Source organism: Oceanicaulis sp. UBA6590 (genome assembly GCF_002433705.1).
Lineage (GTDB): Bacteria > Pseudomonadota > Alphaproteobacteria > Caulobacterales > Maricaulaceae > Oceanicaulis.
In genome coordinates this window covers 24,574-45,969 of record NZ_DJIQ01000028.1, presented here as the reverse complement: position 1 = coordinate 45,969, position 21,396 = coordinate 24,574, and the positions used below count along the sequence as shown (strand labels likewise).

15 protein-coding genes are annotated in these 21,396 nt (G+C 63.6%); 9 read left to right on the top strand and 6 right to left on the bottom strand.

All coding sequences use genetic code 11. The features are described from left to right. Positions 1 to 64: 64 nt before the first annotated feature. On the top strand, positions 65 to 772 hold the full coding sequence (locus B2Z70_RS06450) for a TetR/AcrR family transcriptional regulator (RefSeq protein WP_292982051.1): 708 nt from the start codon (positions 65 to 67) through the stop codon (positions 770 to 772). Here the strand turns inward: B2Z70_RS06450 and B2Z70_RS06445 are convergent. The 6 genes from B2Z70_RS06445 to B2Z70_RS06420 form a co-directional block, all read right to left on the bottom strand. After that, a complete protein-coding gene (locus B2Z70_RS06445) occupies positions 737 to 1,501 on the bottom strand; it encodes an SDR family NAD(P)-dependent oxidoreductase (protein WP_292982050.1) in 765 nt (254 codons plus the stop codon). The genes B2Z70_RS06450 and B2Z70_RS06445 overlap by 36 nt on opposite strands. A gap of 196 nt (positions 1,502 to 1,697) precedes the next feature. Then, positions 1,698 to 3,641 (bottom strand): serine hydrolase domain-containing protein, encoded by a 1,944-nt coding sequence (locus tag B2Z70_RS06440; protein WP_292982049.1) that lies wholly within the window; start codon positions 3,639 to 3,641, stop codon positions 1,698 to 1,700. Then, positions 3,641 to 5,146: a serine hydrolase domain-containing protein gene (locus tag B2Z70_RS06435; RefSeq protein WP_292982048.1), complete on the bottom strand. Its 1,506-nt coding sequence runs from the start codon at positions 5,144 to 5,146 to the stop codon at positions 3,641 to 3,643. The genes B2Z70_RS06440 and B2Z70_RS06435 overlap by 1 nt, the downstream gene beginning before the upstream one ends. A gap of 64 nt (positions 5,147 to 5,210) precedes the next feature. After that, complete coding sequence (locus B2Z70_RS06430; RefSeq protein ID WP_292982047.1) at positions 5,211 to 6,755, bottom strand: amidohydrolase family protein; 1,545 nt, start codon at positions 6,753 to 6,755, stop codon at positions 5,211 to 5,213. Between the two features lie 40 nt (positions 6,756 to 6,795). Beyond that, positions 6,796 to 8,358 carry a serine hydrolase gene (locus tag B2Z70_RS06425; RefSeq protein WP_292982046.1) on the bottom strand — a complete coding sequence of 521 codons (1,563 nt, stop codon included), beginning with the start codon at positions 8,356 to 8,358 and terminating at the stop codon, positions 6,796 to 6,798. Positions 8,359 to 8,394: 36 nt separating this feature from the next. Then, complete coding sequence (locus tag B2Z70_RS06420; protein WP_292982045.1) at positions 8,395 to 9,585, bottom strand: dipeptidase; 1,191 nt, start codon at positions 9,583 to 9,585, stop codon at positions 8,395 to 8,397. Between the two features lie 112 nt (positions 9,586 to 9,697). Here B2Z70_RS06420 and B2Z70_RS06415 point away from each other — a divergent pair, with 112 nt between their 5' ends. The 8 genes from B2Z70_RS06415 (at position 9,698) to B2Z70_RS06380 (ending at position 21,380) form a co-directional block, all read left to right on the top strand. After that, positions 9,698 to 10,414, top strand: a complete 717-nt coding sequence (locus tag B2Z70_RS06415; protein WP_009801534.1) for a GntR family transcriptional regulator — start codon at positions 9,698 to 9,700, stop codon at positions 10,412 to 10,414. A gap of 233 nt (positions 10,415 to 10,647) precedes the next feature. Continuing rightward, positions 10,648 to 12,987, top strand: a complete 2,340-nt coding sequence (locus B2Z70_RS06410) for a TonB-dependent receptor (protein ID WP_009801533.1) — start codon at positions 10,648 to 10,650, stop codon at positions 12,985 to 12,987. 100 nt (positions 12,988 to 13,087) lie between these two features. Beyond that, entirely contained in the window at positions 13,088 to 14,209 is a 1,122-nt protein-coding gene (locus B2Z70_RS06405; protein ID WP_292982044.1) for a YkvI family membrane protein, read from the top strand. Beyond that, positions 14,190 to 15,266: an N-acetyltransferase DgcN family protein gene (locus B2Z70_RS06400; RefSeq protein WP_292982043.1), complete on the top strand. Its 1,077-nt coding sequence runs from the start codon at positions 14,190 to 14,192 to the stop codon at positions 15,264 to 15,266. Before B2Z70_RS06405 ends, B2Z70_RS06400 begins: the two co-directional genes overlap by 20 nt. Positions 15,267 to 15,275: 9 nt before the next feature. After that, on the top strand, positions 15,276 to 16,259 hold the full coding sequence (dgcA, locus tag B2Z70_RS06395; RefSeq protein ID WP_040612491.1) for an N-acetyl-D-Glu racemase DgcA: 984 nt from the start codon (positions 15,276 to 15,278) through the stop codon (positions 16,257 to 16,259). A 49-nt stretch (positions 16,260 to 16,308) separates the two neighbouring features. Continuing rightward, positions 16,309 to 17,445 (top strand): DUF819 family protein, encoded by a 1,137-nt coding sequence (locus B2Z70_RS06390; protein WP_292982042.1) that lies wholly within the window; start codon positions 16,309 to 16,311, stop codon positions 17,443 to 17,445. Between the two features lie 47 nt (positions 17,446 to 17,492). Beyond that, complete coding sequence (locus tag B2Z70_RS06385) at positions 17,493 to 19,460, top strand: serine hydrolase domain-containing protein (protein WP_292982041.1); 1,968 nt, start codon at positions 17,493 to 17,495, stop codon at positions 19,458 to 19,460. A 150-nt stretch (positions 19,461 to 19,610) separates the two neighbouring features. Beyond that, positions 19,611 to 21,380, top strand: coding sequence for a M61 metallopeptidase family protein (locus B2Z70_RS06380; protein ID WP_292982040.1), 1,770 nt, complete (start codon positions 19,611 to 19,613; stop codon positions 21,378 to 21,380). The last annotated feature ends 16 nt before the right edge of the window (positions 21,381 to 21,396 follow it).

The following is a 21,396-nucleotide window of genomic DNA, read 5'->3' as shown; positions in this document are numbered from 1 at the left end:
CGAGTGGAATGAGTGAGAAAGAGGCGTTGTGGTGACAAGCGGGACCCAGGCGACGAAAAGCAAGATGACGAAGGCCGAGCGTCGCGCGGAGTCCATTCGACACATTCTCGATTGCGCCGAGCGACTGTTTGCCGAACGCGGGTTTCACGGCGTGTCCCTCAAAGACATCGCTGCTGACGCGGACGTTCATCATACGCTGATCCACTATTACTTCGGCGACAAGAATGCCGTTGTGGACGCCGTTTTCGCCCGGCGCGCGCCGCTGTCATGCCAGCGACGGATGGAAGCGCTCAAGGAGTATGAAAGGGAGGCCGCGGGCGCTCCGACAGTGGAGGGCGCGCTGTCGGCCTTCCTGTCCTCCGACTTCGACCTCTACCAGGAACAGCCTGACGAGTGGAAGTATGCGCTCGCGCTGGGCGCCCAGGTGGCCAACGCCCCGGACTGGGGCGCAGACATCATGGAGAAGCATTTCGACCCGGTCGTGCAGCAGCTCATTGATATCCTCGAAGTCGCCTTGCCCGCCTGCAGCCGGGAAGACCTGTACTGGGGCTATCATTTCGTGACCGGGGCTTTCATGCTCACGCTGGCGCGGACGGGGCGGATCGACAAACTGTCGGATGGTCTGTGCCGCTCCGACGATCTGCCGTCCGCCCGCAAGCGCTTGTCCGCCTTCATGGCGGCCGGTTTCCGGGCGCTGCACGCCTGCCGGCAGGCCGGCCTCAGCGCTCAGGACATGCTAGAGCAATTGCCCGTCATCCAGGGTGAAGGCTGATCCGGTGATCTGCCGGCCCGGCGCGCCGGCCAGCATCAGCAGCGCGGCGTCCAGCCCGTCCTCGTCCATGAGGCGGCGGCGCGGGAAGGTCTGGATCTGACGTTGTCCGCCTTCGGTGGCGAACCAGTCGGCGTTGATTTCCGTCTCGATATAGCCCGGACAGATGGCGTTGACCGAGATCAGGCGCCTGGCCCATTCACGCGCCAGCGCCTTGGTCATGGACACCACAGCCGCCTTGGAGGCGCAGTACGCCGACAGGGCGGGGAGCTGTGTGAACGCTGCGATCGAGGCGATGTTGATGATGCGCGCACGCCCCGCTTCCGCTTCGCCATTCTTCAGCATCCGTCGCGCCGCTTCGGTCGCGCCGAAATAGACGCCTCGCACATTGACGTTGAACGTGTTGTCAAAGTGCTCCTGGCTCATTTCCAGGGCCATGCCGTCACCGCCGACGCCCGCATTGTTGATCATGATGGAGAGCGGGCCGAGTTCGGCCTCGACCTGATCCAGAGCGGGGCCGATATCTGCAGTTTGAGAGACATCGAGAGCGCAGGTCATGGCCTTGCCGCCCCTGGCGCGGATCTCCTCGACCAGCGCTTCCAGCCGGTCGGTGCGTCGCGCCATCACGGCGACGGCAGCGCCTTCTTCACTCAGCTTCAGGGCGAACCGGCGCCCCAGCCCGCTCGATGCGCCGGTGATCGCCGCCACGCGGCCCTTGAGTTGGAAATCCATGGCTCTTCTCCCCTGGTCTCTTGCTGGTCAGCACGCCAGCTTATGCGACCGGGAGGATATTTCATTCTCACACATGTGAAAATCTTTTCGGTGTGATTTCCTCATCTGAAAGCACCACGCCCGGGCCGCGTCCTGAGACGGGCCCGGGCGTTGCCCGAATGGTCTGTGTTGAGGCTATGGGCGGAGCGGCCTAGCCCTAATCGGCCTCCACATAGACATATTCGTGCTGACTATCGCGCGCTGTCAGTGTGCGAAGCCCGTCCTGTTCGCCGATCTCCGCTTCCAGACTGATGATGCCGGGGCCCACCGACACGATGGAGACGGTGCCGTCCGCGTTCACACGCGTGGCGATGGGGGCGCGAATGGCGCCGGCCTCGACCCAGGTCTCGCCATCCTGTTCGAAAATGCTGAGGGGCCCCAGGCCCGGGCTTTCATAGCGAGACGCCAGGGCGTCGAGCACTTCGGGATCGCCGGGCAGGGTCAGGCCTTCGCGCCGAGCGCTGGCCTGGGCTTGCAGGCTTGCCGCCATGGCCTCGATTTCCGCCATGGCTTCAGGGCGGCCATCATAGAGCACTTCCACCAGACGGCGCAGGAAGGGTCGCAGAATGGCTGCGCCTGTATCGGCATTGGTCAGGATCACCGCGCCGACGCCGGCCTCGGGCAGGGCGTACCAGTTGCTGTGATAGCCGACGAGCGTGCCGCCATGGGTGACGACGGGGACGCCCCAATGCTCTTCATTGAACAGACCCATGCCGTACCAGACGCCTTCGCCGACCTGAACGCCGGGCTCGCGCCGGGCCAGCAGGTTTTCCTCGCTGACGAGACGCTCGCCCTCCGGCGTAAGCCCCCTGGACAGCTCAAGCTGGACGTAATGGGCCATATCCGACGCCGTCGAGAAGGCCCCGCCCGCCGGACGATAGGGATAGACGCTCTGATTGAAATAGTTGGACATTACGGTCTGTTCGCCGTCGATGTTCAGCCCGTGCGGCGGCGCCCAGTTCCCCGCTTCACCCTCAGCGTAATCGAAGGTGGTGTCATCCATGTGGAGCGGTTCAAAGATCAGCTCTTCCATGGCGCGGTCATAAGCGGCGCCCAGCTCCATGTCGGGATAGGCGAGCGCACCGCCCACATAGCCGGCGGCCGCCGCCATATTGTTGTTGTACTGGAACAGTTCTCCGAAAGCGCTCGTCGGCGCGGTTTCGGACAGTTGGCGGAAGACGTCTGAAGCGGGCGTATCAAGATCCGCGAGGATGAAGCCCCAGTCCTTGCGCGGCAGGCCCGTACACGCGCAGAGAAGGTGACGGACCAGCGTGGCGTTGGTGGTTTCATCCGAGCCCAGACGGAAGGACGGATAGAGATCGACCACAGGCTGGTCCCAGTCCAGCAGGCCCTGATCCACCAGGATGGACAGCAGCAGCGTGGACATGCCCTTGGTGTTGGACGCGATCATGAACTTGGTGTCTGCGGTCACCGGCGCCTCACCGCCCAGCTCGCGTACGCCGACCCCGCCTTCATAGACGACCTCGCCCTGATCAATCAGCGCCAGCCCGACGCCGGGGACATCCAGCAGCTCTGCGGCTTCGGCGACGAAATCGCGGAGCGCGGCGATGCGCTCCGCGGTCAGCGGATGGGCGGTCTGACCGGAAAAATCCTCCTGCTCGAAGCCTTCCGCGCGAACGGAATCACGCACAAGGGACAGGGCGGCGGAGCGCACATTGGCGGTCGACTGGGCGCCGTTGACGATGATCACCGTCCAGTTTTCGCCCTGACGCAGGGCCAGGGCGCTGACGATCGCCTGTTCGGACGGGGCGGTGACATAGCTGATCGAGACGCGTTCTTCCCAGCCATTGTCCGGCGCGGCGTTGGTGGTCAGCTCGACCTCGCGTCCGGCGTCCGCATCATAAAGCGCCCAGGCGGCGTTAGCGGCGGCCAGCGCGTCCTCGGCCGGTCCGACCTCGATCACCGCTATGTCGAGATTGCCTTCGGGGGCGGTGACGACCGATACGCTGTCTGATTGCTCGAGGCTCCAGTTCTCGGGCTGGGTCAGCTCAGGCGCGTCCTGCGCCAGCGCCGGGGTTCCGAATGCGGCCGCCGACAGCGCGACCACGGAGGCGAGGGTTTTCAAATCGGGCAGGGTCATCAGTCTTGCTCCTCGGCCGCAAGGCGGCGATAGGCCATGTAAGGTTGGGAATTGAAGGACAGGACGAGCGTCTCGTCGCCACCATGGAACTGGATGCGCTCATAGGGTCCGCCATTGCGCGCGCCCGTGACCTTTTCATAGGTCAGCGGTCCGATCCGCTCCCAATAGGTCGTCTCGCCCTGATTGGTGATTTCCAGCCCGTCTTCGCCGACGCGCTCGACTGTAATGTCATAGGCTTCGTTCGGCGGGCGCGAATAATTGCGGCGGTTCACGCGATAGGTCCCTGCCGGAGACACTTCACCGGCGGGGCGCGCCTGACGCGGGGCAGGGGTCTCGGGGAAGACCCGTCCGATAATGGCGTTGGACAGGTCGGTGCGCGCCGCCGAACTTTCAGCGCCGCCTGTTGTGGACACGAAGAAACCGAAGCCGTGTTCCGGCGCCAGGATCAGATTGGAGTGAAAGTCGCCGGTATTGCCGGCATGCCCGACGAGCCGGGGGCCCTCTTCGCGCACCACATAAAAGCCGTGCGCCATGCCCGGCAGGTCCAGTGCGTTGCGCAGACTGTCGCTGAACAGTGTGGACACCGAAGACGGTTCGAGAATGCGCGCGCCCTCATAGGCGCCGTCATTGAGCATGGCGAGCATGAAGCGCGCCATGTCATGTGCGGTCGAGGAGGCGGAGCCCGCGGGCATGATATTGCTGAACAGCTCGAAAGGCTGCTCGATCAGGCGTCCGTTCTCCAGCTCGTATCCCCTGGCCATGCGCGGCTGAAGCGCCTCTGGCAAGGGTTCGCGGAAGCTGGTGGAGGTCATGCCCAGCGGCGTGAAGATGTGACGCTCGACATAATCGGCGAACGGCTCGCCGGACACCCGTTCGACGATGTAACCGGCCAGAGCCGTGCCGTAATTGGAATAGGCCGCTTCCTTGCCGGGCGCCCATAAGCGCTCGGGCACATTGTCCCTGATCCAGAGATCGTAGGGCGTGAGTTCTTCGACGGTGGGCGCGGTTATGCCGCTCACATCGCTCATGCCCGGACTGTGAGACATCAGGTCGACGATGCGGACCGGCGCGCCCTCAAAGGGCGGAATCTCGAAATCGAGATAGCTGTTCACATCCGCGTCGAGCGCCACCCGCCCAGCTTCAACCTGTTGCATCAAAGCGGTCCAGGTGAAGAGCTTGGACACCGATCCCGGGCGGAACAGGGTCTGCGCCGGGTCCACTGGCGCGCCAGCCTCGATATCGGAAAAGCCGTAGCCGGCCGAGAACAGGATCTCGCCCTCATGCACCACGGCCAGGGTCGCGCCCGCCAGTTCATGGCTGACGATCTGCTGGGCCATCACGCCATCAATGAAGTCTTGAAGGCCTGCCAGATGAGCAGGCTGCATCTCGCTGAGCGCGCCCCCTGCGCCCCCGGCTTGCGCCTGGACGGGCGCCGGCAAGGCTGTGATCAGGGCGAAGGCGGCGATGGCGCCACGCCAGACGGTTCTCTTCTGTTTCCAGGTCACACTTCTCTCCCCATGTGACGGGTCGCCGGCCCGCCTTGTTCGGCGGTGTCCGGGCGGAGCTGGGCTATTGCGTCGGTCGCCGGACCGGTCGTCCGGGCCGGACCTCGGTATCGAGCCGGCCTTCGCGAACGACCGGCGTCCCGCCGACGATCACGTAGGAATAGCCAGTCGATGTCCGGGCGGGCGCCTCATAGGTCGCCTGGTCGCTGACCGTGGCGAGATCGAAAATCACGATATCCGCGTCCATACCCGCTTGCAGGCGTCCCTTGCGGCGCATCTGGGGCACGGCGTCCGCCAGGATCCGGGCGGGGATGAGGCTGGTTTTCGCCAAGGCCTCACTCAGACTGATCGCTTCGCGCTCACGCACATATTCACGCAGGAACCGCGAGAAGGTGCCGGCGCTGCGCGGGTGAGAATCCGCATTGTCAGGCAGCGGCCAGGTCTCCGCCGGCAAGACCTCTCCGTTCACCATCCAGTCGCCGCCGTCAGACGCGATGGCGCCGCCCGGAAACAGGATGGACTGGGACAGGATGGCCCGGTCGGCGGGGTCGTTCTCGATATCGAGGAAGTGCACCACGATCGTGGTGTCCGGGGCCTCCGCCTGCAGGCGGTCGAAGGCCTCATCGCTCAAGGGCGTTCCGGCGAGGGTGAAATCGGATTTCTCGATGCCGCCGAACCGGGCCTGCCAGTCTGCGCCTTCGAACAGCGCTGTCCCGATGGAGGTCGAACCTGCGCCATACGGATAGGCTTCCACCGTGATGTTCACGCCGTGCGCCTGAGCCGCCTCGATCATGGGGCGAATGACATTGATGTCGCGCAGGCTGATGCTGTTGAGGTGGGAAATGTGCATGTCCGCGCCCGTGGCGGCGGAGACGGCGATCATTTCCTGAAAGCCTTCAAGCGAGCTGTCCGGTTCGAGATTCGACAGATACCGCGCATGGGTGAAGCTGGGCACGTCATAGGCAGCGGCCAGCTCGTGCAGGGCGTAATATTCCGACCGTCCCGATCCGGGCACATAACCCAGTAGAACGCCAATGCCGAGCGCGCCTTCATTCAGACCGTCCCGCACGCGTTCCAGGACGGTGGCGGTCTGCTCTGCACTGGCCGGCGTGTAGCGCCAGTCCGGCCCGTCCTCATGGGCGTGAAGCGCACCGGCCTCATCAGGCTCGGCGCCGGTCAGCACCGCGTTGCGGGCGGCCGCCCAGTTGACCGCGGCGCCATAATTGATCGTGCGGCCCTCTTCGGCGGCGTCTGCATAGAAGTCCGCAACAGGATAAACCCCGGCCTCAAGCTCAAGGGCGGTCGTAACGCCATCCAGCGCCTGAACGCGGCCCGCCAGGAGGGTCTGGCCATGCGCGTGAAGGTCGATGAACCCGGGAGCGACGACGAGACCCGTTGCGTTGATCACGAGTTCCCCCTCGATCGGGTCTTCGGTGATCAGCGCAATCTCATCATCGCGGATCGCCACGTTGCGGATCGCGTCGAGACCGGTTTCGGGATCGATCACGCGTCCTTCGAGGATGACGATGTCATAGGGCTGGGCGACCTGAGCGAGTGCGGGGGCTGAAGCCGCCGCGAGCGCCAGTCCCAGCGTCAGTGTCTTGAGCATGGTCCGGACCTCCTTGCAGGCGTTGGACCGGCCTTCCGGCCTAGTCGCGCTTGGTGAAATCGAGATCGTGGAAATCGAAGGAGAAGTCAGTGGTTTCTGACACCGCCTGCATGGTCATGCCGGTGACCTGTCCGTCTTCCACCGTGAAATCCACATAGGCGTCCGCATTCAGGCTGCGGTCCGGCCAGCGCGCTACAAACCGGTCCGGCGCAACGGCGATCAGCGGTGCATCCAGCACCTCGGACCGGCTCATGTCGATGAACAGGCCGTCCTCGCGCTGCTCGATGGTCACAAGCCCGTACCAGGGATCGATATACTCTCCGGAATAATCATCCAGATCGCGCACCGGCTCGATAGCGACATCGGCCGTTTCGCCAGCGCCTGAGTCCTCGAGGGCCGTTTCACGATTGGCGGCGTACACGCTTTGCAAAAGGCCCAGCCAGTCCGCTTCCGCCTCGGGGGCTGCGGCGTCGCTGAGCAGCTGCAGGGCCAGAGCGGTCGAGGCGTAGGTCGACACATTGCTGGTCACCACTACGGCTATGTCCTGATCGGGAAGGAGGCCGAGATAGGAGGAGGCGCCCAGAAGGCCGCCGCTATGGCCGACGAAATACTCGCCGTGAAAATCCCGCACAGACCAGCCATGCGCATAGAGCGAGAAATGGGAGTCTGCGAGCTGCGCCAGCAGGGGGCTCACAGATTGCGGCGTAACGGGCGACCACAACTCTGCAACCTGGCCTTCTGACAGCAGGCGTTCGCCATCCGGACCCACGCCTTCATTGAGCCAGAACTGGGCCCAGGTCGCGAGGTCGGCGATGGAGCAGCTCAGCCCGCCTGCCGGAGAGGTGCTGTCGCCAATGATGTAAAGCGGGTCGATCGGGACGGCTTCGGTCTGTCCCGGCGCGCGGGTGTGCTGGGTGACGGTGTTCTCCGCCGCTGCGGCTTCGGAAGGCAGGGCTTCGCAGCTGTCCATGCCAAGCGGCGTGAAGATCCGGTCGTCAATCACATCGTGCCAGGGCTGGCCGGCTGCGCGTGCGACCACTTCGCCGGCGATGATGTACATCAGATTGTCGTAGGCGTATTCGGAGCGGAAGCTGGTGGCCGGCGGGATGTTGCGGATCGCAGCCAGAATGTCTGAGACTTCGGGCTTTCCATCGGGGAAGACCAGCAGATCACCCGCGCCCAGCGGCAGGCCCGAACGGTGGGTGACGAGGTCCCGCACAGAGAATTCCGCGGTGATGTAGGGATCGGACATCTCGAATTCCGGGATGAAGTCCCGGACCGGGTCATCCCAGTCCATCACCCCGTCATCAACCAGCATGGCGATCGCCGTGGTCGTGAAGGCCTTGCTGACCGAGGCGAAGGGAAAGATCGTGTCAGTGGTCACCGGCACATCCGGCTGACGGACATCCCGCACGCCATAGCTGTTCATGAAGACGATTTCATCGCCCTTCACGACCGCAACGGAGAGCCCGGTCACGTCAAAATCCTCGACGGCCTGCCTGGCCGCCGCGCTCGCTCGTTCGGCTGTGAGTTCCTGAGCGGACGCAGTCGCCGAGCCCAACAGCAAGGCGGTCGCGGCCGCAGCATATGCAGTGCGTGTCATTGTACTCTCCCCTCGGTGCGCGAAGCGGCGTGTTTTTTATTTCCAGATTTCGCCAAGCACGCGTTTGAAGTTGCCGCCGAGCATGAGCGCGATATCGGTGTCGGAATAACCGCGCCGGATCAGCCCTTCGGTCAGATTGAAGATTTTCTGCGGCGTATCGAAACCATCGGTGTCGATGCGGCCTCGGAAGGCGTAGGACTCGTCATACCCGCTGGTCAGTCGGGCATGTGCGGCAGGCGAGACATCGTCATATCCGTCCGCATCCATGTCCGTGCCGATTCCCACATGCTCCACGCCGACAAGGCGCGCCACATAGTCGTAATGGTCCAGCATGTGCTCGATGGTCGTGGGTTCGCGGTCGCGTACGAAATTGCGTACGCCGGAAATCCCCATCACGCCGCCTGAGCGCGCCATGGCCTGGATCGCCTCGTCGGGCTTGGCCCGCGGATGGTCGCCGACCAGGGCGCGGGCGTTCGAATGCGTGATCAGGACAGGCGCGGTGGACAATTCAAAGGCGTCCAGCGTGGTCCGGTCGCCGCAATGGGATACATCCACCGCCATCCCCACCTCGTTCATGCGGGCCACGATGGCGGCGCCGAAATGGGTGATCCCCCCATCCACGCGTTCGGTGGAGCCGGCGCCGATCCGGTTCTGTGAATTGTAGGTGAGCTGGCTGACCCGCTGTCCCAGCGTGTAGAACTCGTTCACATCGTCCGGCGTATCGAAATGATGGGCGTTCTGGACCCCCACGATATAGCCGAGCCGGCCCTCTTCCATCACGCGATCGAAATCCTCGACCGCGTCGATGCGGCGGAACACGTCGGGGCGTTCGGCGGCATAGGCGTTCAGTCTCGCGATGAAGGAGAGGGCGCTGTCGCGTCCGCCCAGACCCACCGCAGGGTGGAAGACATTGACGCCGGAGCTGCGCAGTTTCTCAAGATGCTCGTCGGTCACGCCCAACCCGTCTTCGAGCTTGGGACGCGGACTGTACATGGCGTCGAGCATGTCGCCGAGATCGGCGATGATCGAGAGCATGTCGATGACGACATTGTTCTCGATCAGCTCGATCGTGCGGGCGGAATAAGTGGTCTGAGATTGAGCGAAGACCTTGAACTGACCCGAATTGATCATGGGCGCTGCAAGCGCTGCGGCGAGGCCGCCCTTCAGAAGGCGGCGCCGTGTTGCGCCAGTCTGTTTCGCTGCGGTCCTGTGCGTCAGATTGGCCATGACAAACTGCTTCCTCATCCCCGGTATGGTGGGTACGCTAACGGAAACAGATCATTTAATACAGCCTTATTTTAAAATAAGGCCTCCATACCAATCTCTGCTGGGGCGGATCATGAGCAAGACGGCGCAGAACAAGCAGGCGAAACCGGCGGCGACGGATCCGGCTTCGGCCTATGACGTCATCATGGACGCCATCGTGACCCAGAAGCTCGCGCCCAGTCAGAAGGTCAGCGAGAACATTCTCACTGAAATGTTCGACATCAGCCGGACCACGGCGCGCAACATCATGGAGCAACTGACCGCCCAGCAATTCCTGGTCTCTGTGTCGCCCAGAATCACGCGCGTCGCCCCGCTGACCTTGCTGGACGTGAAGCAGAATTTCGCCATGCGCAAAATGCTGCAGCCGGAGATCTTCGCCATGGCGGCGTCCCAGGTGGATGCCGATCTGATTGCGCGGATGAACGAGGACACCTCCCACAAGGCGCCGCTGGATGACGATGAAATTGCGCTTAAACTTCTGAAAGCCAACAAGCAATTCAACGTCTACATGGCCCAGCACGTGAAATACCCCCTGCTGATCCACTGGATCCGGCAGCTGGAGGACACCACGATGCGGATTTACTGGCTGTATGTGAAACTGAACCGGACGCTGCCCTATTCATGGGAGCATCAACGCGCTCTGGTCGAGGCAATCCGCAAGGATGCAACGGACGAGATACGCGCCCAGGTTCACAAGATCCTGACCAGCTCAGAGGAGCGGGTTCTGGACGCCGTCTTCATGCATGACCAGCTCTATACCCAGGACCTGAAGGTTCCCGGTCAGCCCTGAATTCCAGCCTGAATCGAAATCCGGAACCGCCCCGCGCCCTGTGCGCGGGGCGGTTTTGTATGTGCGTAACGCATTGAGCCTGTGCAGCTCTTCAGCTTTCTGCTCCGGCTCGGGATAAACAGTTCTATCGAAATTAGAGTTCATCCTTCCCATCGCAATAAAACTGCCATAAGGTTTTTTAAGGCAGCCAAAAGAGCCGATATGCGCCATGGCCGCGAAATGGGGAGACCAACATGACCAATCATCTGAGAATAGCGCTGCTGGCCAGCGTTGCGTTCGCGGCCCCCGTGGCCGCCCAGGAAACGAGCCCGGACGCCGACGTCCGGTCTGTGACGGACGATGTGATTACCGTGACCGCGCGGTTCCGGGAGGAGACGGTCCAGGATATCGGCGCCAGCGTCGCCGGCATTTCGGGAGCGGAAATCCGGGAGCGGGGCATTCAGGACATCGAGGATCTGGCGCGAAGCATTGCCGGCATGGCGAACGTGAAGACGCGTCAGAACTCCAATGACATTGCGATCCGCGGCGTGCGCAGCGCAGGCAGCGGATATGAAACCAGCACGGTCTTCAGCGTTTTTGTCGATGATGTCTCGGTCACGGGCGCCGGCAATCTGCGGGACTTCAGTTCTGTTGACCTGAACCGGATCGAGGTCATTCGCGGACCGCAGCCGACCCTGTTCGGTGAAGGCGCGGTCGGCGGAGTGATCCGCTATTTCACCAACGATCCCGATCTGGACGGTCCGCGCATCACCGGCGAAGCGGCGGGGCGCTATGAAACCATTACCGATGGCGGGACGGCCTACACGGTCCAGAACGCGACCTCGCTGGTGCTCGTGCCGGGCAAGGTCGGCCTGCGCCTGTCCGGTTTTCATCGCAACGATGACGGCTTCATCGACAATCCCAGCGAGGGAGAGGACGTCAACGATTTCGAGACCAGCGGCGGTCGCGCCGTTCTTCTGGCGCAATTGTCGCCCCGGCTGGAAGTCAGGCTCTCGGCCTTCCTGTCCCGGGACGAACTCGGGGAATCCACCCAGATCGATCCCGGCTCGGATCCCGAGGACCTGACCTTCTCGGCCTCGCCGCGCTCTGGCAGCTACACCGACGATTTCGATCTGTACGCCGGGCGGGTCACCTACAGCTTTGACGCGATCGATGTGACCTCGATCACCGGTTATTACGAGCGCAGCACGGCCTCGGCCCTGTTCAGCGCAGGCAATTCTTTCGGCCTGGCGCCCTTCTTTCCGACGATTGACACGACGGCGTTCAACACGAGCTCAAGCGAGTTCGAACAATTCTCCCAGGAGTTCCGGTTCGTGTCAGACTTCAGCGGTCCGCTGAATTTCACCGCCGGCGTCTATTATCGCGATCGCGAGGATGTCAGCGGTCAATTCCTGACCGGCGACGGGTTCGTCACCGTGACCAATCCGTCGAGCTCGAATCTTGCGACCCGCTTGTCCAGCACCCAGTCTGAACAGTATTCCGCCTTTGCCGAATTCACGTTCGAGCTGACCGAGCGTCTGCGCCTGATTGGCGGCGTCCGCTATGTGAACGACACCGTCACAGCCATTCTCCAACAGGATGATGTGGTGAACCTCGTTCCCCAGTTTGACGGCCAGGGCAATCTCATTCCCTGGACGGAAAGCAACCCGATCGGCTTTGTCAGCACGCTGGATCTTTTGACCGGCGCCGGCTTCGGCACCGAGTTCGAGTTCGAGCTTGAAAAATTCCTGCCGCGTGCCGGCGTGGAGTTCGAGCTGTCCGAAGACATGCTGCTCTACGCCAACATTGCGCAGGGCGCGCGCAATGGCGGCATCGGCAACGCCATTGCCGCCCTGGGCGCATCGGGCGGCAGCCAGGATGTGTTCTTCCAGAACCTGACCTTCGACGATGATCAGGTGCTGTCGGTGGATGCAGGGGTGAAAGCCTCCTGGTTCGATGGTGATCTGATCACCAATCTCGGCGTCTTCCACACCACTTATGAAGACACCCAGATCCAGGTGAACACGCCGGCCAACAACACGGTGAACGGGCCTGAACAAACCATTCTGGGTCTTGAGCTGGAAACCCGGCTGCAGGTCAATGACAGCCTGTCGACCTTCCTGAACCTCTCGGTCATCGACGCCGAGTTCGATCAGGGCAAGCTGATCACTTCCGCGCCCGGCGGGACCTATGGCCAGTTTGACCTGCGCAAGGGCAATGCTCCGGCCAATATTCCCGAATACACGCTTGCCGCCGGTTACTCCTTCGAGCGGCCGATCGGCGCGTCAGGCTGGAGCCTGAACTCCAACGGCTCCTTCCAGTATGTCGGGCAACGCTTCTCCAACGTTCAGAACTTTGAGTCCGCGGAACTTGATTCCCTGGAGCTGCTGAACCTGCGGATTGGCGTCTCGAATGATCGGTGGGGTCTGCACCTGTACGGCACGAACCTGCTGAATGATGTCGAGGCGGTCAGCATCGGATCGAACCCGCTCCAGCAGTTCGTGACGGCGGACGGCGCGCTTGATGCGCCCATCATCGCCGCGAGCGTCAACCGGCCGCGTGCGGTCGGGCTGAGCCTCTCCCTGCGCTACTAGGGGACGCGGCGACATGTGTCCGGCGAGCTTTCCCCTGGGCTCGCCGGACCGGGGCGCGGCAGTCGAGCCGGGTCCAGACATGAATGCGTTAGCGAATGACATGACCTCCATTTTCAAGACCTACCTTTTGCCAGGCCTGGTGTTCCAGTCCGTCATTATTGGCGGCGGCTACGGCACGGGACGGGAAATCGCGGAATACTTCCTGTCTCATGGCGCGCTTGGCGGCTTGCTGGGCTTTGGCGTGACGGCGTTGACCTGGGCCGTGCTGCTCGCTGTCGGCTTCGAGTTCGCCCGGGTGTTCAAGGGCTATGACTACAAGACTTTCTTCTCGGCTCTGCTGGGGCCGTTCTGGCGTCTGTTTGAAATCCTGTATCTTCTGATCGCCCTGCTGGTCCTGTCGGTGCTGGGCTCCGCCGCCGGGCAGATGATCGCCACCGCTTTCGGGGCGCCCACCGTGGTTGGCGCGCTGGGATTGCTGTTGACCATTGGCGTCCTCGCCTTTTTCGGAGGCGGCGCGATCGCGAAGGTCATGACCTGGTGGTCCGTGCTGCTGTTCAGCCTGTACGGCGTGTTCTTTGTCTGGGTCAGCGTTTCCCAGGGCGAGGCCATAGCCTCCGCCCTTTCAGGCGCGAGCGCCGAGGGCAACTGGGTGCTCGATGGCGTGCGCTACGCCGCTTACAATCTGGTCGCATTCGCCGCCGTCCTGTTCGTCCTTCCGAACCTGAAGACGCGGCGGGAAGCGGTGACGTCCGGCGCTATCGCCGGGGCGGTCAGCATATTGCCCGGCGTTCTTGTCTTCATCGCCATGCTGGCCCGGTTTCCCGGCATCGAGACCGAAGCGGTTCCGGTGGTGGTCCTTCTGGGCTCGCTCAATGCGGTCTGGCTCGCGGCGGCCTTCCAGATCGTTCTCTTCGGCACCTTCGTTGAAACCGGGGTCGGGATCATCCACGCCATCAACGAACGCGTCGCCATCGCGCTCAAGGCCAGCGGACGCCGTCTCCCCCAATGGGCGCGCTTCGTGCTCGCCACCGGATTTCTCGCCATCGCGATTTTCCTGGCCGAGGCCGTCGGGATCATCGACCTCATCGCGGGCGGCTATGGCGCCCTTTCTTACGCCTTCATCGCAGTGGTCGTCGCGCCATTGCTGACGCTCGGCATTTTCAGGATCGCAGCGTCTGACAATCCAGTTACGGAGGAACCCCGTGTCTCTCGCCAGTCATGACGAACTCCACGGCGAAGCCGTCGCCCCGGACGGGCTCAGGGCGGTCCAGCTCAAGCCTCCCTATCTGATCTATTTCGGGGATGTCCGCGATTACGGTCACGCCAAGACAGGTCTCGGCCTGATCCAGTGGCGACGCGAGCTCTGCGCTGGGCAGTTGCGCGCTGCCGGATGCCAGGTCGATGGCGGTCTGCGCGATATGAGCGTGACCGAGGCGGCCGCCCAGGGGCTGGGCTCGATCATAATCGGCGTCGCCTCCGAGGGCGGCTCAATTCCGCGCGCCTGGGTGAAGGATCTGGCCGAAGCGGCGCGCGCCGGTCTCGATGTCGTGTCCGGCATGCATGTGCGCCTGTCAGATTTTCCGGAAATCGCCATGGCGGCGCGCGCGTCCGGCGCGCGGCTGATCGATGTGCGGACGCCGCCAAAGACCATTCCGATCGGGGTCGGGACAAAGCGCCCGGGCAAGCGACTTCTGACCGTGGGCACCGATTGCGCCGTCGGCAAGAAGTACACCGCCCTGGCGATTGAACAGGAAATGCGTCGGCGCGGACTCGACGCCGATTTCCGCGCCACCGGACAGACCGGCATCATGATCGCCGGAACGGGCGTGCCCATGGATTGCGTGGTGTCCGACTTCCTGTCCGGCGCCGCCGAGATGCTCTCGCCGGCGGCTGCGTCGGACCATTGGGACGTCATCGAAGGTCAGGGCGCCTTGTCTCATCCCAGCTTCGCCGGGGTCAGTCTGGGCCTGCTTCACGGCGCACAGCCTGATGCGCTGGTGCTCTGTCACGACCCGTCGCGCACCTATCTGCTGGGCGCTCAGGACCGTCAGGAATTTCCGATCCTGCCGATCCCGGAAGCCATCGAGCAATGCCTGACCTTCGCCCGCCGGGTGAATCCCAAAGCGCGCTTTGTGGGGCTGTCGGTGAACAGCTCCTCGCTCTCCGATGCCGAGCGGCGCGAGCTCTTTACCCGCTATGAACGCGAGACGGGCCTTCCGGTCGCCGATCCGATCCGGGACGGCACGGCCCGCATCGTCGACAAACTGCTTGAAGAATAGGACTTCCCCATGCGTTTGAGCGTGCATCGCACAAGCTGGCCCATGACGGCGCCTTTCGTCATCACGGGGCATGTCTTTGACAGTCTCGAGGCTGTGGTCGTGACCCTGGAGCGTGAGGGCGTCTGCGGATCGGGAGAGGGCGTGCCGGTCTACTATCTTCAGGAAAGCGCCGTCGAAATGCTGGACCAGATCGAGGCGGTGCGAGCCGAGATCGAGGCCGGGATCACCCGGGAAGGGCTGCTGGATCTGATGCCGGCCGGCGGGGCGCGCAACGCGGTTGATTGCGCCTTGTGGGACCTGGAGGCCAAGAGCACCGGTCAATCGGTCTGGGACATGGCGGACATCCGCCCTCAGCCGTGCCGGACGGCGTACACGCTGGGCATTCAGAAGCAGCCCGATCTCATGGCCGCACAGGCCACACGCGCTCGGGATTTCAAGCTCATCAAGATCAAGCTCGACGGCGTGGATCCGGTAGAGAGGGTCATGGCGGTGCGCAAGGCGCGCCCGGATGTCCAGATCATCATAGACGCCAATCAGGGCTTCACATTCGACATGCTGCAGTCCGTGCTCGAGCCCTTTGCGGCGCTGGGGGTGGCCATGGTGGAGCAGCCCTTGCCGCGCGGCGATGACGCGGCGCTGGAAGGGTTCAAGTCCCCGATCCCCCTGTGCGCGGATGAAAGCTGCCTGCATCGCGGCGAGCTGGCTCAGGCTCTGGGCCGCTATGACATGATCAATATCAAGCTCGACAAGACAGGCGGGCTGACGGAAGCGCTCCTGCTGGCGCGCGAGGCGCGGGCGGCGGGCAAGGGCCTGATGGTGGGCAATATGCTGGGCACATCCCTGTCCATGGCGCCAGCCTTTGTCATCGCCCAGCTCTGCGACTTCGTCGATCTGGACGGACCGCTCAATCTCAAATCCGATACTGCGCCGGCCATGCGCTATCATGAGGGTCTGGTCGAGGCGCCGACCCGGAATTTCTGGGGGTGTGCGTGACCCTGCACCCCCCCTGCCTGTTCGCGCGTGAGCGTGGGAGTGCGGCCTCATGATCGGAGCGGAGAACATCTTCGGTCTCATGGCGGCGCTTCTGGGCATATGCGCATTGGCCGCGGGTCTGGAACGCACAGCCTGGGGACGCCGCATCTCCGGAGCAGGGATCATCCTGCTGACGGCGCTGCTCGCGGCGCAGTTCGGCGTCATTCCCAGAAGCGCGCCGCTCTATGGAACGATCTGGACCTATCTGGTGCCTCTGGCGATCGCGCTGTTTCTGCTCAAGGCGGACCTGATCAAGGTCTTCACCGAAGGCGGGCGCGTCCTGATCGCGTTCCTGGCCGGGATGGCGGGCACGATCGCCGGTGCGGCGCTCGCGGCGCTGATCGTTGATCTGGGCGTCAATGAAGCCCGGATCGCCGGCGTGTTCGCCGCCACCTATACCGGCGGCTCCCTCAATTTCGTCGCCGTGGCGGAGGCGGTGGGCCTGCAGGACAGCTCCCAGCTCTCGGCTGCGCTCGCCATCGACAATATCTTCGGCGTCGGCTTCATCCTCCTGCTCAATCTTGCTGCGGGCTGGAGCCTTTTCCAGCGCTGGTATGGCTGGCGGGCGGACTGGCTTGGCGAACGCCTCCTTCCCGTAGAGGACGCAGACGCCGGCGGCGCCAGCCTGTTCGGTCTTCTGTCCGCGCTTGCGGTTTCAGCGGCGGCTGTTGCGGTCAGCGGCGCCGTTTCAACCGCGCTGGGCATCGCCAATTACGAGATGCTGGTCCTGACGGTGATCGTGACCGTCCTTGCAACACTCGGTCGCTCAGTGCTCGCAGGACTGAAGGGCGAGGACGTGCTGGCGATGATGTTCATGTATCTGTTCTTCGCCATAATCGGCGCCGGGGCGGATCTGGGCGAGATGCTGCAGGCCGCGCCGGGCATGTTCGTGATGGTGGGCTGCATCTTCGTGGTGCATGCCCTTGCGGTCCTGGCCGTCGGGCGGTTGTTGAAGTTGAACTATGCCGAGATGGTCACCGCCTCTCTGGCCTGTATCGCCGGCCCGCCCATCGCGGCGGCGATCGCAATTCTTTTCAAATGGCGAAACCTGGTCGCGCCCGGAATCCTCACGGGGATTCTTGGCTATGTGCTGGGCAATTTCGCCGGCGTGGGTCTGTTCACCCTGCTCCAGGGCGGCGCCCCATGAGCTTTCACCTGAAATGTCGGGAGGCGTTGATGTCTTTGAGAACGCACATGAAATGGCTTGGAAGCCTGGTGCTGGCGCTCAGTTGCGCCACCGCGCTGGCGCAGGAGGGCGGGGCCGATCCGCAACCGCTCGACAGCCCGGTTCCGCGTGTTGAAACGCCAGAGCCTGTCTCGCAGGGGCCGGCCAGTCTGACCCGCACCGATGTGGACGCCTGGCTGGACGGCTTCATGCCCAATGCCATGAGCGTGGCCGATATTGTCGGCGCTCAGGTTGTGGTGGTGAAGGATGGCGAGATCCTGACGGCCCGGGGCTTCGGGTACTCCGACCTCGAGGCGCGCACGCCGGTGGACGGGTCTGGAGACATGTTCAGGCCGGGCTCCATCTCAAAGCTCTTTACCTGGATCGCGGTCATGCAGCAGGTGGAAGCGGGGCGGATCGATCTCGACGCGGATGTGAACACCTATCTCGATTTCGAGATTCCCGACGCATTCGACGCACCGATCACCATGCGAAACCTGATGACCCATACGGCCGGTTTCCAGGAACGGCTTTACAACCTGATCATCGGGGATCCTGCGCTCAACCTGTCGCTGGAGGAGTTTCTCAAACAGGCGCCGCCGCCCTCACGGATCTTCCCGCCGCGTGAAACGCCGGGCTATTCCAATTACGGTACGGCGCTCGCAGGCTATATCGTTCAACGCGTCACGGGGCAGGGCTTTGAGGACTATGTGGACGAGCATGTCTTCGCCCCCATGGGCATGGAGCGGGCGACCTTCCGCCAGCCTCTGCCGGCCGAGTTCGAGCCTTTCATGGTCAATGGGTATGCCAGCGCATCTGATGGCGTGGCCCAGTATTACGAGCTGGTGCCCATGTCGCCCGCCGGATCGGTCGCCGCGAGCGGCGAGGCCATGGGCCGGTTCATGATTGCGCTGCTCGAGCGCAATCCCGAGGTCATGTCGGCGGAAACCTGGGAGCAGATGTACGAGACGCTCTACCCGCTGACGCCCCCCTTGAACGCGATGGCGCTGGGCTTCTGGCAGCTCGACAAGGGCGATTTGCGCATTCGCGGGCATGGCGGCGACACCAATTTCTTCCACTCCGACCTCAACGTCATGCTTGATGACGGCGTGGGCATCTATGTCACGGTGAACAGCACCGGGCCGGCCGGTGAAGCGGGGGCGCTGCGCTTCGCCGTGACCACGCGGTTCGAGGAACGCTATTTCCCCGAAGTCACCCAGCCGGTCGGGCCGCGCCTGGATACGGCGATGGAGCACGGCGCGCTGGTCGCCGGGACCTATGAGAGCTCGCGCACCATCGAGACCAATTTCGCCGCGATCTTGCGCTTTGCCGGTCAATCGACAATCTCGCAGAACGCCGACGGCGATCTGGTCTTTCCGCTGTTCGGCCCACCCGTGGTCTGGCGAGAGGTCGAGCCGTTCGTCTGGCGACATGTGGGCGGGTATGAACGCATGGCCGCCGTTCTCGATGAGGACGGTCAGGTCGAGTATGTGACCTTCGAGCCGGTCTCTCCGATCATGCATCTGATCCCTGCGCCCTGGTGGCGCACGGCTTCACTGGTCACCCCGGTCCTGATTCTGGCGATCCTGGCGCTTCTGTCGACATTGGCGCTCTGGCCGGTCCGCGCGATCGTGCGCTGGCGCTACAAGCGGGCCTTCCCGCTGACGGGGCGGGAGGCGCTGGCCTATCGCGCCGCTCGCGGCGGCATTGTGCTGGTCTTCGCCTTTCTGCTGATCTGGGGGCTGACCTTCCAGACCATGTTCGCGAACCTGACGGGCTTGGGTTCGGGCTTCATCAGCCAGCTCTACATCGCCATCGCCGCGCAGTTCCTGTTGTATCTTGCGCTGGCGGCGACGGTCTGGAACGCCTTCGTGGTGTGGACCAGCGCCCAGAGCTGGTTCGCCAAGCTGTGGAGTGTTGTGATCATCGCCTCGGTGGCGATGGTGCTCTTCTTCGCCGGCACGAACGGTCTGCTGAGCTGGGAGACCAGCTTCTAACTCCGCCGACCCTGGCGCGTCTGCGTTCCGCTGATCCCCCCGGCCTCCGCGCCGGGGGGATTATGCGTTCAGGCGGGCTTTGCCCGGTGCAATCGCAAGGATTTTTCCGTGCTGGAGGCTAGACTGTCCCCCAGCATGGAAGGTCAGCACATGAAGCTTGGATACGGATTGTTGTCGGGCGTTGCAGCCCTGGCTCTGACAGGTTGTGACGCCGCCCCATCCACGCCGAGGCTTGAAGGGGCGGGGCGGTCCCTGGAATTGACCCTAGCGCCTGTCGCGGCGCCGGAGGGCGCCCGCATCGATGCAGTCGAACTGACCTATGTGTTTGAAGGCGTCTCTGTCAGCGCGGGGGAGCCCTTGTTCCGCCTGCCCCTCATCGCCAGCAATGTGGACACAGTTGCGACGGTTCTTGATGAGCTCATCGCCGCGGATGATCTGGGCGAGATCCCGCTCAGCTTCGAGGATGTCGATCTGCCCGAAACCGCCGCGCGCGACGCGGTCAGCGGCGGTCCGACCCGGCAATGGATCGCGGGGCGTGACACGCAAGGCCCGGTGACCGTGCGCTATACCGTGCCTGCGGACGCCACTCTGCCCCCGCGCGGACCGGCGCCGCCCTTCGGCTTCAGCAATCAGGGTGAAGGGGTGTCCGCCGCCGGGCATGTCTTTGTCATCCTGCCGCCGGGCGATGAGCGCTATGACACGGTGATCAGCTGGGACATGAGTCAGGCGCCGGAAGGCGCGCGCGGCTTCAGCTCGCTCGGGGAAGGCCGGGTCGAGGCCTCCCAGCCGATGAGCGGGCAGGAATTGCGCATGAGCTTTTACATGGCGGGCGCGCTCGATAGCTGGCCCGAACCGACCCCGGATACCGGCTTCTTCGGGGTCGTGCAGGGTGAGCCGCCCTTTGACGGACAGGCGCTGCTAGGCTGGGCGGGCGAGCTTTACGAGGACTATGCCGGTTTCTTCGGTCAGGAGGAGACGCCCACTTACGGGGTCTTCATCCGCTACAACCCGATCAATGGCGGGGGCGGGGTGGGTCTGCACCATTCCTTCGTGCTGACCTACAAGGAGGACAGCACCGATGTGGCGGCGCTCCAGTCCACGCTGGCCCATGAAATGTTCCACACCTTCCAGCCCTTCATTGCAGAGCCGGGGGGGCTTGAATCCTCCTGGTTCGGCGAAGGTCTGGCGGTGTTCTATCAGGCGCGGCTGCCCTTGCGGTTCGGCATGCTGAGCCCGGAAGACTTTCTTGAAGACCTGAACTTCCATGCCGGGCGTTATTATACGAGCCTGATGGCCACGGCGCCCAACTCTGAAGTGCCCGCGCGCTTCTGGGCCGATACCCGTATCCGGACGCTGCCCTATGACCGCGGCATGCTCTACTTCGTCACCATCGACCATGCCGTGCGCGAGGCCAGTGAGGGCGCGCGTTCGCTGGATGACCTGATGCTGGAGATGCTGCGCCGCGCGCAAGCGGGCGAAACCCTGACCAATGCCGTATGGGAAGAGGTCCTGGAAGCGGAGCTGGGGGATGCGGCGGTGACCGAATTCCGCAATTTCCTGGAGGGCGAAATGCCGGTTCCGGCCTCGGACGCCTTCGGTCCCTGCTTTGAGCGCACCACCCGTCCCATGCGACGTTACGAGCTGGGCTTTGATACCGCGGTTCTGGCCGAACCCACCCGCATCATTCGTGGACTGGAACCAGGGACAGCGGCGGCTGAAGCCGGTCTCCAGAACGGGGACGAGATTGTCCGCCCGGTGCCGCAGGATGCGCTGCAGGGTGATCAGGACGCGCTTTTGACGCTGGACATCCGCCGCGGGGAAGAAACCTTCACGGTCACGTATTCGCCGCGCGGCGAAACCGTGGACGCCTATCAGTGGGTGCGTGTCGAAGGCGTGCCGGCGCGCACCTGCGGTCTTTGAGGGCGGCCGACCGATT